Raw genomic sequence first — 14676 nt, 5'->3', positions numbered from 1 at the left:
AGGAGACTATCAATCATATGAAAACACTAACTTGCAACTGCGGATTTAAAGTAACGGACGAAAACAAATATAAGGTAGAAGCTGCCATGTGGCATCACGCCATTCAAGATCACTCGGATATGCTGAAAAGCATGACTGTTGAAATGCTGGAGCAGTGGCTTCAGAACAAGGACGAGCAATTAAAGGTAGGTGTGTAAGATGTCCGCTGCAATCCATCAAGAAGTTACGTTTAAAGCTAGTCCGGATCGTATTTACAATGCCCTCCTTAGCAGCGAGCAATTCAGCAAGGCTACTGGCGGCGCTCCGACAGATATCAACGCAGAAGAAGGCGGAACATTCTCTTGTTTCGGTGGTATGATTTTGGGGCGCAACATCGAACTCGTACCGAACAAGCGAATTGTACAAGCATGGCGTGTTGCTAATTGGGAGGAAGGGGTTTACTCTGTAGTCAAATTCGAGCTCAAGGAGCAAGGCTCCGAGACTCTGCTTGTATTCGACCACTCTAGTTTCCCAGAAGGAACAGGCGAACACCTCGCAACCGGATGGCATGATAACTACTGGAAGCCTATTGAGAAACTCTTAGCTTAATTATGTGAAGTGGCGCGCGATTTTTATGCGCGCTTTTCCTTTTTCATTGGAGGTACCGGAAATGGTTGATGTATTAACAGAAATAACAATAAATTGTCCTCGTGATAAAGTTTCGGATTATGCCGCGAATCCCGATCATGCGCCAGAATGGTATGTCAATATTCATTCTGCCGTATGGCAAACACCAAAACCGTTGAAAGTTGGTTCTAAAGTTGCATTTAAAGCTGCATTCCTCGGAAAACAACTTTCATATGTCTATCAAATGGCTGAGTATATTCCAGGAAAAAAGCTAGTAATGAGAACGGCCGACGGCCCCTTTCCAATGGAAACAACTTACACTTGGGAAATCGCTGAGGGGAATTCAACTCGAATGACTTTACGCAATAAAGGTAATCCCACGGGGTTTTCAATGTTATTTGCTCCTTTTATGTCCTTGATGATGAAAAGGGCAAACAACAAGGACTTGAAAAAAATCAAGTTTCTACTAGAAAAAAGTTCTTGATAACCCCCTTATCTAACATGAGTTTAAGGTTGTAGGCGATCTCTTGAAGTCGACTGCTTTTCTTCTTTGCCTGCAGCATGTTGGATGATTCTAACGGGAACTACGTTAATTTCTGTGTTTACCGTTCCTGCTAATTAAGAAACCTCCAACCCCACTGTGGGTTTGGAGGTTTCTTTGTTTCTTTTTGAGTCGGTCCCCGTCAAAGGGTCTTGCTCTTAGATCCCCCTTGTTCTCTTTCAACCTGCTTCGCCGCCAAAGATGAAGTTTTAAGCGACGTAATGTGCAAATAATTAACATGGTTAATGATTCCGCATGTAGCCTCCCTCTTTTTACCTCGTTAAGGATTGATTCACACAGATTTCTTTCTGTCGGAATATCCATCTCAACCCCCATCTAGTTCTCCTTCACCTCCGCTTACTACAGGATACTCTCTTACCCAACCCTCCCTCTTTTTTCGGAATTTACCCACCCCTATTTCACTTATCCACATAGTTACCAACAGTATCAACATGTCCACAGAGTAGGCTGTGCATAAGATAGTCAATGCTTTATGCACATATCCACAATCTAAGTTATCCACATCTGCGTATTCGTCAAGGTTAGAGTTTCGCTGATCTATTTTGTATGGCTAAGAAGATGTCAGGTTACATTAAAAACCAAATGCGAAGGGGCAGGTGGAACGTTGATGAAGAAGATTTTCAGCATTTATTGGACGGATCTTATCAACTTGTGGAAAGTGCCCACCGGTCTTTTTCTCGAGGCGGTAGGTGGGATGCTGGTGCCGTTTGGGCTTAAGGATGTGTTCTTCCTGTTCGTGTTCATCTTGGCTTGTTATGTGATTGCTCTAGCTCTGAAAAAGCCGCTTAGCGGTTATACGAAGCACGTTTCGGAGAAGGCAAAGCAAACGAAATTGATTTCTTAACAACAAATTCTTCTATGCCATGATGGATCGTATTGCGAAGGATCTCATTCAAGAACTTAGCCTTTGGTCTAGGTTTTATCAAGACCTTTGGCTAACGAAAGACAGTCCCTTAGTGCGTTTAGAAGGAACCGGATCTCCTTTATGATAAATATAACAACTATCCTGGTATGGATTTCTGTTGGTCGGGTACCTGTATCTGTCTTATAAGGATCGCCGCACGTATTATATAACCGAGGGTGCCGTGTATGCCGTGTATGCCGTGGAACGTATTCGGAGAGGATGGTTAACGGAGTCGATTGCCGTGAATACGCAGCAACGCAAGTTCGAAGGGGGACTTAGAAGATGAAACGTAGGGACAAACTATTAATCCTGACAGGCAGTCTAGGGGACGGGCATAATAAAGCGGCGCAAGCCATTCTCGAAGCGGCGCGGTTTCACAAACCGGATGTGGACGTGAAAGTAATCGATTTCTTAGAGTGGACACACCCTTACCTGCATTCGGTGGGCAAATATTGCTACATGAAGTGGGTGCAAAGTCTGCCTTCGGTCTACGGATATTTGTATCGTAAGACACGTGATGATAATACGTTATCCCATATGTTAAAAAGGATGAAATCGTTCAGCACTGACCGGATGCTGGAGTTGCTTAATGAAGAGGAGCCGACAGAAGTGGTATGCACCCTCCCAGGGGCTGCCGCGGCAATGTCATACTTGAAATGCAATGGACTGACGACGGTGCCAACGGTAACGGTAATGACCGATTATACGGATCACAGCTACTGGGTTCACCCGGGAACGGATCGTTATCTGGTTGGCGCCGAGCACGTTAAGCAAGCTTTGCTGCGATACCGGATCCCAGAGAATCGAATTGTGGTCACCGGGATTCCTATCCGGATGCCTTTCACGCAAGCTTATGATCGGACGATGCTCCGTGATAAGCATGGTTTGCATCGAAATATGCCGACCGTGCTGGTGATGGGGGGCGGGCATGGCCTAATCGGCAAGCAGTTCAAGTCCGTCCTGCAATCGGATGATCTGGCAGTGCCGGTACAGTTTGTTTTCGTATGCGGGCGAAATGAAAAGCTTAAGCAGCAGCTCGAGGAGGAGCTGGGCGGCAAGAAAACACGCCATCGCGTAAAAGTTACAGGGTTCGTAGATCACGTCCATGAATTGATGGCTTTATCCGATCTGATCGTGACGAAGCCGGGAGGACTCACCATTTCAGAGGCGCTTGCACTTGAGCTACCGATGATGCTGTACAAGCCGATACCTGGACAAGAACAGGACAACGCGGCTTATCTGGTTGGTCTAGGGGCTGCGATTGAAGTGAAGAACGCAGTGGAATTAAAAAACCAACTGCAGGGGATCATTGCGAACAAGTCCTTGCTTTTGATCCTTAAAAAGAATGCAAAGTTAAATCAGCAGAACCAAGATGCGCTTCACATGCTGAAAGCCATATTCGAGGCTCACCATCATTTCATCCCAACACCGGAAGGTATTATGCTCTCATACGCGAATGGTTGACGGTGGTTTACATAGTCTCTCTTTCTCCCTCTTTTTCCGCTTCAAAAACCACCTATTTTTCGCTCAAATCGTACAGGTGCTTTTTGGATGTCAAGTATATTGTCAATTTCATCGCTTTTTAAAAAGAATTGAATCTTCAACTATTTACCAGCAATTACTTTACAAAATCACATTGTCAATCGGTTGACCGTTAAGTGGAGAAACATTGGCGTTCCGGAGCCTTAATCAGTCCTAATACAAATCAAAACCCCCTTAGACTCTAACAGATTCTAAGGGGGTTTTGACTATTCATCGCAGCGTAAGGCGGCTTATTTATCCTCATGCATGGTGACGACAATATCCTGCGCATAATTGCCGAAATTCTTGCCGAATAAAGTGATTCCGCCGCAGTTTGGTGAAGTTTCCAACGATGCGATGCGGAAGTTGATATCTTTGGCAAAAGTGACGGATAAATCATCCATGGTGGTGTCAGAAATTTTCGTTCCGTCTAAATAAGAGCCGGCGGTGCCTACAGATATTACTTTTAACAGACCGTGCTGTGTGTTGCTGCTGCTCCACCAATCGGGTGACAAGACACCTCTTTGAGCGCCGAAATCACCCGGGCTCGTCCACATGCCGAGGGGAATCTCATTGATAAAGAAAGAAATATCAGATGGCCAGTTTTCGTTGTACCCTGGCGCTTCGGAACAAATTTCGAACGAAATTTCCAAGGAACGCAGCTTTTGATTACGGTGAAGAAAGTTAGGAATTCGATATTCCACATAACCGCTTCCAAACCAGAGTATACCCGCATGTACATGCCCAGGATCAGCGAAATAGCGCGGATCATCCAGTACACCAATTAGCTGCGTAGGAGAAGCAAGGCCGCATGTGGGTTTAACCTCAAAAGAGGAATATTGGCCGACCGGGATCGATAAGGAATTAGTCGGAAGTTCAGACTGTTTCTTTGGCTTAAATTGCAGAACAGCTTGTTCTAATTTCAAATGACAGATTTTCTGCGTTCCGCGAATACCAGTGGCATTTTCCGAGGATACGATGCCTGCTTGTTCAAGTTTCTGAATATGTTTAGTTACAATGGCTGATGAAATTTCAAGTCGCTGCGAAAGTTGTTTGATATTTAAAGGTTCATGATGAAGGAGTTCAATCATTTTCACTCTGGTTTCTGAAGAGAAGCATTCTAGAAAAGACATATTCTTAGTGGAAACTTCAATCTGCATGGGGTACCTCATTTTTAGTTTTTATCTATTGTATAACTTGTAAGTTAATTAAACAACATGTATTGACTTATTTTTTAGGCTTCAATGGTGTGCGCAAGCATCAGAAGCTGGAGGATCCAAGATTCCTGTACTGGTTTGATCGCAAGGGGTTACTGGTGTGGTCAGAAATGGGAGCAGCCTATGGCGGCATCGCTTTTATGACCGAAAAAGGTTGGGGTTATGGCAACCAAGTGAAAACCGAGGAAGAATTCCTCACGCGGTATCGTAATATCACGCAGGCCATCAGAGACTTGGATTACGTATGCGGCTTCTGTTATACGCAGCTTACGGATGTGCAGCAAGAGTTGAATGGATTGTTAACCATTGATCGTGAGCCGAAGATTGCGTTGTAAGCAAAAAGGGCGAAAGCAAAAGACATCCAACTAAGAGAAAGTTCTCTGGTAGGATGTCTTGTATCGTTTTGCAGCTTTGTACTAACTTCTAATCTCCTTGCAGGAATCACGCTCAATCAGCTCGCCGTAGACCGATATTTTTGAAGGGCTTCCGCCATAGTCAATCTTTCGAATCAAGAAATCGACGGCCTCAATGCCAAGCTGTTCTCGCTGCACTTGAATCGTTGTGAGGCGAGGCGCGATCATTTCGGCGGCTTCGATATCGTCGAATCCAACAATGGAGATATCGTCCGGCACTTTATAGCCCTTAGATATCAGAATTTGAATGAGGGATATGGCAATGCGGTCGTTAGCGCAGAACCAGGCCGTTGGCATAGATGTTATCGCATCCAGAAAGGACGCCAGTTCATCGGGATTGGAGTCTAGAACCTCGAGTGGCGGCGAGTCCGCGATGCAGTGATTCATATCGATCGTCAGTCCCGCATCTGACATTGCATATTGGAATCCAGACCACCGATCTTTGAAGCTTTTGGTCCTATTTATGGAGCCGATAAAACCAATTCTCTGGTGGCCTTTGTCGATGAGGTAGGTCGCAATTTTGTAGGCCTCTTCAGCATTTGCTGTCACGACCGCGTCAAGCTGCAAGCTGTCGTAATAGTGATCTACCGTAACGAGTGGCGTCCCCAATTCGAAAAGCTTGCGAACATAATCAACCTCGAGGACGCCGATGATCAGCATGCCGTTGAACACCATCTCATGATAGAGATCCGGTAGAATGAGCTGTTGTTCCATCTCTTTCGTAACTCCGCAGATGATGGTAGCATAGCCGCTCTCTTTGGCCCTTTTTTCGATGGACCAGAACAGTTCGTAATAGAAGGTTTTATCATTGCGCATATATTCAGGGATTAAGACAAGCAAATGGCGAAGCTTCTTCTTATTCTTCGGCTCTGTACGGTATTTCAGCTGATTAGCAGCTTCGAAAACGCGAGAGCGCAATTCTTCGCTGACGCCGGCTTTATGATTGAGGGCAAGAGAAACAGCATTCTTGGATATACCCAGCCTATCGGCGATGTCTTGCATGGAGGTTTTCGAGTTCATATACATATAGCCCCTTGAGCAGGATGTAAATTCTACTTGAATTTTATATGTACAAGAAACTTTTGTAAAGTTAAATTTCGTTGTAAAGATACTTTACAAATTGTTGTTGTCAACTTTTCGAAAGTTCACCTTTAGCCCTTATTAATGAATTGCTCAAGCAACTCTAGCTTCTCAGAAGATGGCGGTCCTGAATTGTCAAAATAGAGAATCGAGGACGGATCAACGATCCATTTTATTTCCCTGCGTATAAGTGACTGGCTGAATTGGTTCCAATTTTCTAGCTTCCAAATATCCAATGTTGAGCCTCTTGCCTGAATACGTTCATGGTAGATGTTCTCGCTCTGTAAATACAAGAAAATAGCCCTAACGCTTACATCACTGACGGTAGCACCGATGTGTGAGAGTTCCCTTTCTAGCCATAATGGATCTCCAAGCTCTCGGGTGAAAGGGCCGACGACAATGGCATCCAAGCCTAGCGCGAGATTTTCAAGGGCAGCGTCCATCGTTATGCGGTATCCCAAATCGCGACAGTGTGTCTTATAAGTGGGGGAATCCCGATCATCTGGATCTTGCCCACTTAGGGTCATGATCGTTTCTGCCGCGGGCCGCAGCAGGGTATCCATATCCAGAAATGCCCCGCCATGTTTGCGCGCCCATGCTTTGGCAAGCGTTGTTTTCCCTGCGCCGGCAGGTCCTAAGAAAAATACGAGTTTTCGCATGCCAAACCTCCGAATAGTGTTCCCGTCAGGGGAAATGTACGAATATTGTAACATAAAGGTGGTTATACACATGAAATTCAGCAAACGTTCAGCTAATCTTTATGTTCCTTTAAGGTTTACGCCATAATTAGTTCATATTTGTAAAGTAAAATGCTTCAACGTAGGGGGAGTTAAACCATACTGGAAGGATACGAAATAGATGAAAAATAAAAAGAAATCACCTATCGGAAGTGGAAAAGGAGCATCAACCCTATCTTTGTCAGCATCTGGAACCCAAATGAAACAGGTACAATTTTCACAAGTGAATATCCATTCTGAAAGACCTACCTCAAAACCGGCAGATTATTGGCCAACACATGGCTGGAAGACGACAACGCCGGAGGCGCAAGGGATGAATTCGGCTGCACTAGCCAAGATGCTCGAAGCCTTCCGCAATCAACAGGTACATAGTGTAGCGGTTATTCGGAACGGTTTTATGGTCACAGAAGCTTATAATGAGAATACACAGGTCGATATTCCGCAAGACGTTAAATCCGTAACAAAAAGTATAACCTCCGCATTGGTCGGCATTGCGTTATCCGAGCGTAAGCTAAAAAGTACAGATCAAAGACTTGCTGCGTTTTTTCCTGAGTTAGAAAGTGATCCGCTAAAGTCAAAAATCATGTTAAAGCATTTGTTAAGCATGACGTCAGGTATGGCGTGGGACAATGCCAATGAACGGTCATCAACAGAAATGATGTATTCCTCGGATTGGGTGCAGTATATACTGGAATGCCCGGCATTTGCTGAACCTGGTACCTTATTTAATTATAGTAATGGCGATGCCCATCTCTTATCAGCCGTAGTGCAGAAGGCGACAGGGGAGTCTATGTTTGATTATGCCAAATCCCGCTTATTCGGACCGCTTGGTATAACAGACGTGAACTGGAATCATGATCCTGGGGGCTGCACCATTGGAGCTTGGGCTATAGCTTTGACCTTAAGAGATATGGCTAAGATTGGCTATTTGTATCTGAAGGAAGGCCAGTGGGAAGACAAGACGATTATTCCGGAGCCATGGATCCGAGAGTCGCTCATTAGACGCGTAACCCTTAACTACAGCAATGGCACACAAGGCGGGTATGGCTTTTATTGGTGGTCCAAAACATTGCCTCAAGGATTATTAAAAGGAAGCAAAAAACAATACGAAATGTTCTATGCCTCAGGTTCAGGAGGAAGACGAATATTTGTCGTTCCCGAGCTGCAGCTCGTCGTAGCTGTTACAGCGGATTCGGCGGATGTTGATATGCCGGAAGAGCTGATGCATCTTGTCGTCCAAGCAATTCGAGGGGACAAGCCGTTTCAGGAGAACTCAGCTGCTAGTGCTGAACTGGATCAGGCGATTAACTCGTTTAAATTGGGAGTTGAGTCGTGAGCAAAGGACGGACATAAGATGATAAGCAAAGAGGAGCTGCCGCGGCAGCTCCTTCCATCCTCTTAGGGACTTGTTCATCAAAGCAGAGATCAAGCCCGTCCCATTGTCTAAAATGACTACGAGGGCTTTATCTTATTGTTCAGTGCCTAGTCAGTCCCCTTCAACGGATTCATCACTCTTCATTCTTGTAAGTTGGACAGAATCTTCCCAGGTTATGGCTATACGTATGATATCTTCTTCACTAAGTTCGCTCCCTATTTGGATTTCAATAAATTCAAGCGGTGTAGTAGCCTTCACACCATGCTTGGCACCAAAAGGGATTTGTAGAACGTCTCCGGTTTGAATACGATAGATCTTATCGTCCAAAATAAAATCTCCAGTTCCAGATAGAATGGTCCAAATTTCTTTTCTCTTCTGATGCCAATGATAGCTAATATTTTTTCCTGAGAGCAATTCTATCTTCTTGACGATTGACTCTGAGTCCTTCTCAACCTTGGATTGGTCCAAGACGCGATAGGTCCCCCACCTTTTTTCTTCATACATAGGCCTCTGCTGGGTGTAAGTAAGCCTTTCTTTGATTTGATTTGATTTGTTTTTACTTGCGACAAGGATACCATCGGGACTTGCGGCCACAATAATATTAGATACGTCGATGACCTGAATGGGATAAGAAAGCTCATTGACAAGATGTGTATTCATAGAGTTATTTGAAATCTGACCTACACCGAGGACATTACTTTCAATATGAGTTGTTAATGTATCCCAACTACCCAGGTCATTCCAAGTTCCATCGTAGGGAATGACTACAGCATGACGTATTTTTTCTACGACCTCATGATCAAAGCTTATTTCGGGAAGCTGTTCATAATGAGTTCGGAATTCATCGTATTGAATAGGCAGCCCTTTGTCCGTTAAGTAAGAGAGGATGAATTTTAAAGAAAAAGCAAATATGCCACAGTTCCACAAAGCGTTCGCATGTATCAAGCGCACTGCCTTCTCTTCATCGGGTTTTTCTACGAATTGATTTATGACTAAATAATCACTCTTGTTGTCTATTTGTGGGACCGGCAGAATATAGCCATATTGGTTGGAAGGATGCTTTGGGGAAGTTCCGAGAAGGGCGATATCTGCTTGAGAGTGAGAAAGGACTTGAGGGAATTTATGAAGTAACTGGAAGAACGATGTTTCAACGAAGGTATCCACAGGAAGGATACAGATTGTTTCGTTCAGATCGGTAGTTAATTCGGAATGAAAATAACTAGCGGCTAAAGCAATCGCTGTGAACGTACCCTTCTTATGAGATTCACTGATAATTGGAACCGTGTTACCCACATGGTTTTGTGTGATTTCAGCTTGGCTTTCATGTGTAACGATATAGGTGGATTGAAGCAGTCCAACCTCATCCAATTGCTTGCACACTCTTTGAATCATGGATTCCATGACGCCGTCCTTCGATTTCAAAAATTTAAGAAATGCTTTGGATCTTATTCCATTAGAAAGCGGCCAAAGTCTTTTTCCAGAACCTCCTGATAACAGAACGATACGCAAGATAGATTCCTCCCTTAGAAAAGCAATGTATCATCCTTGTTTTTTAGAGTTAATTACTTTTTCTATAGCTTTTTTCAATGATTGACCAGCCCTATTCCAAGATAGCTTCAGCATATCCTGTCTGCCTTGGAGTCCCTTCTTCTTGCATAAAAGGGGGTTCTGATAGGCAAATCTCATTTGTCTTCTTAAACTACCCCTATCCGGTTCGGCCCAACGCTGTCCTCTCTCTGTAAACAAGTGGCGAAATTTACGGGATATAGCATGTTTACTATTCATGCTAATTGCCGGATTTTTTAATTGATAGGGAAGCAAAAAGGAATTTTTACGAGTTAGGAAGTCCATATGTCCGCCCCACCCGGTAGTGATGACGGGAACACCGCTTGACAACGATTCAAGGAATGGTAATCCGACGCCTTCCCCTCGGGTAGGAAGAACAAACACGTTGCCAAGCGTATAAATCCCTTTAAGCTGGTTAGAAGTTAGCTGACGGCCAATGATGAAGATGGGAGCCGTTTTCTTACGAATACCTAGTCTTTCTTTGTAACGTTTTATGGTATTCTTGATCCATATTTCGTTTTCATAAGGAGCGTATCCGTTCGTCTTGATGACCAAAAGTACGTTATCGGCAGATGAAAACTCCTCCCAGTAGGCCCTCAATAAGGCTTCGGGATTTTTTCGGTGCTGGAAGCCAAATACGGAGACAAAAATAAACTTGCCCTTTGAGTTGGGAACGGGCAGTTTCTTATTGTTGGGCTTATACATCTGTGTATCTACTCCATGGGGGACTAAGAATATAGGAACTCTGACGCCGCTATGTTTCAATGCCTGTTTATTTTGAATTGAGGGCACGCAAACGGCATCAAATTTATTTATATATCTTAACCAACGCTTAGGTATCTGGGTCGTCTCCCAAACCGTATTCAAAAGGATAGGATTAAACGATATTCTTTCCTGCTTAAAGTTAATTGTGTTGGGAAGTTGATGATAAATTAATACTTTCCTCTTCTTTATTTTCCCCTTACCGAGGTGTTTTTTCATCGAAGTACCTACATGAACATTTACACCTTGCCTTTTTAATGCTTTAACATACGATCTGCTCGCAATGCCAAGGCCACTCACTCTTTGTAAAGGGCCTCTCCATACAACTTCATAATTTGTCATGGCTCAGTCACCTTTAATTTCCTAAAGTATCCTTTACGTTTGTGGAAGGAGAGGGACCTGTACGTTTTCGATAAGGTGGTGAGCTGAAATTTCGAGATTTGTGCAGCGTTCATGTGTAAAGATTTATTCAATGCTTGCTTACGAATAAGCTTGTTAGGAACAGTGGAGTGGATAAAATTACCGTAGGTTTCAAATTCTGAAAAAGCGTACTGCTTCGATTTGTTCATATTTCGTAGGATAGCTGAATACCAGGGGGTACGATGCTTAGACTCTATGGTCTTTTTCAACTGTACAAGCTTAGACTTTTCAAAAAGCATATAATGGGTAACAAAAGATAAGGATGAGGAGTGCTTTCTTCCTAAAAGCTTTTTATAGGTTTTAAAATATTCGTCCTGGCTCCAGTTTCGGCAATAAAACACTGTCTTTTGACCTGATCTGAAAATATGTGGGCGAATCAACACCGTATCCGCATCAATGACTAAATAAAATTTAGAAGAGCACAAGGAATCACCGCTAAGTTTCAAAAATTGTTGAAAAAGCCACCCTGATCGGTCCCATGTCTTTGACCTATAGTTTATATTCTTTTTAGTAAGGGGAAGCACCTTATTTTCATTGACGAATTTACATCCTTTTTTGCTGCATAAATCCATCATTTTCTTTGTTTTTGGGGCAACAATGAGGATTTCTCCAATAGGATGCTTCACATATTTTCTTAGCGCATCAATGACAAAGGGCAGTGTTCCTAAATCCTTTTCGATTGCAGGGATTAGAACGTCTATCTTTGTCCTGCTGCTTAATGGGACCTTTTGGGAGAGTGACATATTTTCAACTCCATTTAACAAGTATTTGAATTATCATATGTTAAGGTATAAGAAAAGGAATAGGTAATCGCAAGTGGTGATGTGCCTAAAAAAACGCCTACTTACAATATCAAACCTCTCCAACCCCAGAGAAGATTTTTTGTCTCCAAGCAAACATGTAGTAATATAGGAAGAACAGCAAGAAGAAGGGGAGTTTATTAGTGGGAATAAGAAGTTTTACGGATTATAAATTGAGTGAGGATATCGTCCGGGCGCTGCATAGCTTGGGTTATGAGCAGCCGACAGACGTGCAGAATGAAGTGATTCCTATTGCGCTTCAGGAGAAGGACCTCACCGTCAAGTCTCGAACGGGAAGCGGCAAGACCGCGGCATTCGGCATACCGATTTGTGAGTTGGTGGAGTGGGAAGAGAATAGGCCGCAGGCGCTGATTTTGACACCGACGAGAGAGCTGGCCGATCAAGTGAAGCAGGATATCACGAACATCGGGAGATTTAAGCGAATTAAAGCGGTGGCTCTGTACGGGAAGCAGCCCTTTGCCAAGCAAAAGCTGGAGCTGCACCAAAAGTGCCATGTGGTCGTCGGAACACCGGGACGTGTGCTGGACCATATTCAAAAGGGGACGCTGGACCTGGAGCGACTGAAATATTTGGTCATAGATGAAGCCGACGAGATGCTGCGGATGGGCTTCATTGATCAAGTGGGAGCGATTATTGATGAGCTGCCGACGGATCGGATGACGATGTTATATTCGGCAACATTACCTGCTGATGTGGAACAATTAAGCCATCAATATATGCATAACCCTATCGATATTGAGATTCAAACGCCGGAAGCGTCCAAAGTTCAGATCGAGCATTCTATATTAGTGGTTCGAGAAGACGATAAATTTAATGTGCTTAAGGATATCTTTGTCGTAGAGAATCCGAATAACTGCATCATTTTTTGCCGGACCCAAGAGCATGTTGACTACTTATTTCGGCAGTTGGATCAGCTGGACTATCCGTGCGACAAAATCCACGGGGGCATGGTACAGGACGATCGGTTCCTGGTCATGAATGCGTTCAAAAGAGGGGAATTCCGTTTCTTGATAGCCACGGATGTCGCGGCGCGAGGAATTGATGTGGAGGATATTACCCATGTCATTAACTACGACCTTCCGCTTGAAAAAGAAAGCTATGTTCACCGGATCGGAAGAACCGGACGTGCGGGGAAGACCGGCAAAGCGATTACATTTGTCACCCCGAATGAAGAAAAATTTGTAGCGGAAATTGAAGACTATCTAGGGTTCAAAATACCGAGAAAAGACGTTCCCACGGCGGAAGCAGTAGCCCTTGGACAACCTGCCTTTGAGCAGAAAATGCAGGCTACGCCTGTGATTAAGAGAGATAAAAGTGACCAACTGAACAAGGGAATTATGAAGCTCTATTTTAACGGCGGGAAAAAGAAAAAAATTAGAGCTGTAGATTTTGTAGGAACCCTTGCCAAAATAGAAGGTGTGACGGCAGAGGACATCGGCATCATTACGATTCAGGATAATGTTTCGTATGTGGATATTCTGAACGGTAAAGGCCCGATGGTGCTCAAAATCATGAAGAATACGACGATTAAAGGCAAGCTGCTGAAGGTGCATGAAGCGAATAAATAATTAATGTGGTGAATAAAAACAGACTTGTTCGCGTGCGAACAAGTCTGTTTTTGCATGCATCCATTTCAATCAGAAATTATTACGTCAAGATGGCCAAGTGCTGCTGGAAGCAACCCATTGGCTGCACCACACAACAATGGAATTCTAGGTTATGTTAGAAAACGACAATGGCTTTGTAAAGCTGCATAAATTTCCCTATCTTTACAAATAAAACTCACTATTCCTTTTTAAACCATGGTAAAATAAGGGCGTTACTTGGCTTGTCTTCATCCGATAAGCTTCTGCTTGAAAAGAGTTTTGACTCAGCAAACGCTAAGGAGGAATCGTATTGAGTAAGTTAGCAGGATGGAAAGCAAAACTATTAAAAGCAACTCTTGCCGTAACGGTAGCGTTGCCGCTGCAAGTATTGGCTATGAGCAGTTGGCAAGCAGTAAGGGCGGAAGGGCCCACAGATCGTATCTTGATCGATACGAAAAGCTTGAATGCAGCTTCACCCAATGCTCAAAGGGCCGTGACGACAATTACTGGCAGAGCGAATGGCGTGTACGAGTACCGCAGCGAATTGGTCAATGCGGGTGGAGTTACCTCGAGTGACAAGATGACGGTTAGAGTAACGAAATAAAGAAGCATTATTGCTGCTAGGCAGCTGAAGAGAAGGACCTTTAACGACTCCGGAAGGAGCTGTTAAAGGTTCTTTTCGCGTCGGGGCCTTGTCGTTGGCTTTGAATCTCGGACGGAGAACCCGTCCCTGACGCCGGCAGCTCACTCCCGATGAACGTACCCTCCTAGCTGAACTCCGCGCAACTCTCCCTTGTCCGCCCCCGCACTTCAGAAGCGAAACCTTTGCATCTCAGAGCTTATAGAAAAGTGCCAGAACCCACCCGAACCAGAACCCGCACCCGCACCCGCCCCCGCCCCCGAACCCGAACCCGAACCCGCACCCGCACCCGAACCCGCACCCGAACCACCCCGTACCCCGCACCCGAACCGTCCCGAACACAACTACATGTAAAAAGTACATCAAATAACAGTTTATTTAGCATTTTGAGTAGTAATCATGTATTTTGTACATCAAATATCTGCATTTTAAACCAAAAATGGCAATATGCGTTGATTTTAATGTA

General features: G+C 44.2%; 15 protein-coding genes and 1 pseudogene. 10 read left to right on the top strand and 6 right to left on the bottom strand.

Going from position 1 to position 14676, the window contains the following annotated elements:
* The first annotated feature begins 17 nt into the window (after nucleotides 1-17).
* The 6 genes from BLT91_RS08675 (at nucleotide 18) to BLT91_RS08650 (ending at nucleotide 3536) form a co-directional block, all read left to right on the top strand.
* Nucleotides 18-197 (top strand): hypothetical protein, encoded by a 180-nt coding sequence (locus BLT91_RS08675; protein ID WP_090819496.1) that lies wholly within the window; start codon nucleotides 18-20, stop codon nucleotides 195-197.
* A 1-nt stretch (nucleotide 198) separates the two neighbouring features.
* A complete protein-coding gene (locus BLT91_RS08670; RefSeq protein WP_090819493.1) occupies nucleotides 199-588 on the top strand; it encodes an SRPBCC family protein in 390 nt (129 codons plus the stop codon).
* A 61-nt stretch (nucleotides 589-649) separates the two neighbouring features.
* Nucleotides 650-1090: an SRPBCC family protein gene (locus BLT91_RS08665; protein WP_090819490.1), complete on the top strand. Its 441-nt coding sequence runs from the start codon at nucleotides 650-652 to the stop codon at nucleotides 1088-1090.
* Nucleotides 1091-1775: 685 nt separating this feature from the next.
* The gene (locus BLT91_RS08655; RefSeq protein ID WP_090819484.1) at nucleotides 1776-2012 is read left to right on the top strand and encodes a hypothetical protein; all 237 of its coding nucleotides are present in this window, start codon (nucleotides 1776-1778) and stop codon (nucleotides 2010-2012) included.
* Nucleotides 2013-2190: 178 nt separating this feature from the next.
* A complete protein-coding gene (locus BLT91_RS31400; protein ID WP_175532164.1) occupies nucleotides 2191-2358 on the top strand; it encodes a hypothetical protein in 168 nt (55 codons plus the stop codon).
* Nucleotides 2355-3536 (top strand): MGDG synthase family glycosyltransferase, encoded by a 1182-nt coding sequence (locus tag BLT91_RS08650; RefSeq protein ID WP_090819481.1) that lies wholly within the window; start codon nucleotides 2355-2357, stop codon nucleotides 3534-3536. The genes BLT91_RS31400 and BLT91_RS08650 overlap by 4 nt, the downstream gene beginning before the upstream one ends.
* A 308-nt stretch (nucleotides 3537-3844) precedes the next feature.
* Here the strand turns inward: BLT91_RS08650 and BLT91_RS08645 are convergent, their stop codons facing one another.
* A complete protein-coding gene (locus tag BLT91_RS08645) occupies nucleotides 3845-4753 on the bottom strand; it encodes an ArsR/SmtB family transcription factor (RefSeq protein WP_090819479.1) in 909 nt (302 codons plus the stop codon).
* A gap of 74 nt (nucleotides 4754-4827) precedes the next feature.
* Here BLT91_RS08645 and BLT91_RS08640 point away from each other — a divergent pair.
* Nucleotides 4828-5145, top strand: a pseudogene (locus BLT91_RS08640) (hypothetical protein); the annotation flags it as partial.
* Between the two features lie 81 nt (nucleotides 5146-5226).
* On the opposite strand, the gene BLT91_RS08635 reads toward BLT91_RS08640, so the two are convergent.
* The gene (locus BLT91_RS08635; protein WP_175532163.1) at nucleotides 5227-6243 is read right to left on the bottom strand and encodes a LacI family DNA-binding transcriptional regulator; all 1017 of its coding nucleotides are present in this window, start codon (nucleotides 6241-6243) and stop codon (nucleotides 5227-5229) included.
* 131 nt (nucleotides 6244-6374) lie between these two features.
* Nucleotides 6375-6962 carry a P-loop nucleotide/nucleoside kinase family protein gene (locus BLT91_RS08630; RefSeq protein ID WP_090819473.1) on the bottom strand — a complete coding sequence of 196 codons (588 nt, stop codon included), beginning with the start codon at nucleotides 6960-6962 and terminating at the stop codon, nucleotides 6375-6377.
* Between the two features lie 199 nt (nucleotides 6963-7161).
* On the opposite strand from BLT91_RS08630, the gene BLT91_RS08625 reads away from it, so the two are divergent.
* Entirely contained in the window at nucleotides 7162-8376 is a 1215-nt protein-coding gene (locus BLT91_RS08625; RefSeq protein WP_090819471.1) for a serine hydrolase domain-containing protein, read from the top strand.
* Nucleotides 8377-8526: 150 nt separating this feature from the next.
* Here BLT91_RS08625 and BLT91_RS08620 read toward each other — a convergent pair whose 3' ends face one another.
* The 3 genes from BLT91_RS08620 to BLT91_RS08610 all read right to left on the bottom strand — a co-directional run bounded on the left by BLT91_RS08620 (nucleotide 8527) and on the right by BLT91_RS08610 (nucleotide 11906).
* Nucleotides 8527-9924 carry a sugar phosphate nucleotidyltransferase gene (locus tag BLT91_RS08620; RefSeq protein ID WP_090819470.1) on the bottom strand — a complete coding sequence of 466 codons (1398 nt, stop codon included), beginning with the start codon at nucleotides 9922-9924 and terminating at the stop codon, nucleotides 8527-8529.
* Between the two features lie 30 nt (nucleotides 9925-9954).
* On the bottom strand, nucleotides 9955-10686 hold the full coding sequence (locus BLT91_RS32710; protein WP_254776835.1) for a glycosyltransferase: 732 nt from the start codon (nucleotides 10684-10686) through the stop codon (nucleotides 9955-9957).
* A gap of 395 nt (nucleotides 10687-11081) precedes the next feature.
* Nucleotides 11082-11906, bottom strand: a complete 825-nt coding sequence (locus BLT91_RS08610; RefSeq protein ID WP_090819466.1) for a DUF6492 family protein — start codon at nucleotides 11904-11906, stop codon at nucleotides 11082-11084.
* A 200-nt stretch (nucleotides 11907-12106) separates the two neighbouring features.
* On the opposite strand from BLT91_RS08610, the gene BLT91_RS08605 reads away from it, so the two are divergent.
* Together BLT91_RS08605 and BLT91_RS08600 are read left to right on the top strand one after the other, a co-directional pair.
* On the top strand, nucleotides 12107-13552 hold the full coding sequence (locus BLT91_RS08605; RefSeq protein WP_090819464.1) for a DEAD/DEAH box helicase: 1446 nt from the start codon (nucleotides 12107-12109) through the stop codon (nucleotides 13550-13552).
* 328 nt (nucleotides 13553-13880) lie between these two features.
* Nucleotides 13881-14174: a hypothetical protein gene (locus BLT91_RS08600; protein WP_090819462.1), complete on the top strand. Its 294-nt coding sequence runs from the start codon at nucleotides 13881-13883 to the stop codon at nucleotides 14172-14174.
* The last annotated feature ends 502 nt before the right edge of the window (nucleotides 14175-14676 follow it).

This window comes from Paenibacillus sp. yr247, assembly GCF_900103825.1.
Classification (GTDB): Bacteria; Bacillota; Bacilli; order Paenibacillales; family NBRC-103111; genus Paenibacillus_E.
Note: the sequence above shows the minus strand (reverse complement) of the source record. Positions and strands in the feature narration are given on the sequence as shown.

Excerpts from the sequence above, each read along its gene's own strand:
- BLT91_RS08655 (WP_090819484.1), top strand. The coding sequence starts at position 1,776 with ATGAAGAAGATTTTCAGCATTTATTGGACGGATCTTATCAACTTGTGG.
- BLT91_RS08650 (WP_090819481.1), top strand. The coding sequence starts at position 2,355 with ATGAAACGTAGGGACAAACTATTAATCCTGACAGGCAGTCTAGGGGAC.
- BLT91_RS08675 (WP_090819496.1), top strand. The coding sequence starts at position 18 with ATGAAAACACTAACTTGCAACTGCGGATTTAAAGTAACGGACGAAAAC.
- BLT91_RS08635 (WP_175532163.1), bottom strand. The coding sequence starts at position 6,243 with ATGAACTCGAAAACCTCCATGCAAGACATCGCCGATAGGCTGGGTATA.
- BLT91_RS32710 (WP_254776835.1), bottom strand. The coding sequence starts at position 10,686 with ATGTATAAGCCCAACAATAAGAAACTGCCCGTTCCCAACTCAAAGGGC.
- BLT91_RS08670 (WP_090819493.1), top strand. The coding sequence starts at position 199 with ATGTCCGCTGCAATCCATCAAGAAGTTACGTTTAAAGCTAGTCCGGAT.
- BLT91_RS08625 (WP_090819471.1), top strand. The coding sequence starts at position 7,162 with ATGAAAAATAAAAAGAAATCACCTATCGGAAGTGGAAAAGGAGCATCA.
- BLT91_RS08630 (WP_090819473.1), bottom strand. The coding sequence starts at position 6,962 with ATGCGAAAACTCGTATTTTTCTTAGGACCTGCCGGCGCAGGGAAAACA.
- BLT91_RS08645 (WP_090819479.1), bottom strand. The coding sequence starts at position 4,753 with ATGCAGATTGAAGTTTCCACTAAGAATATGTCTTTTCTAGAATGCTTC.
- BLT91_RS08665 (WP_090819490.1), top strand. The coding sequence starts at position 650 with ATGGTTGATGTATTAACAGAAATAACAATAAATTGTCCTCGTGATAAA.
- BLT91_RS08610 (WP_090819466.1), bottom strand. The coding sequence starts at position 11,906 with ATGTCACTCTCCCAAAAGGTCCCATTAAGCAGCAGGACAAAGATAGAC.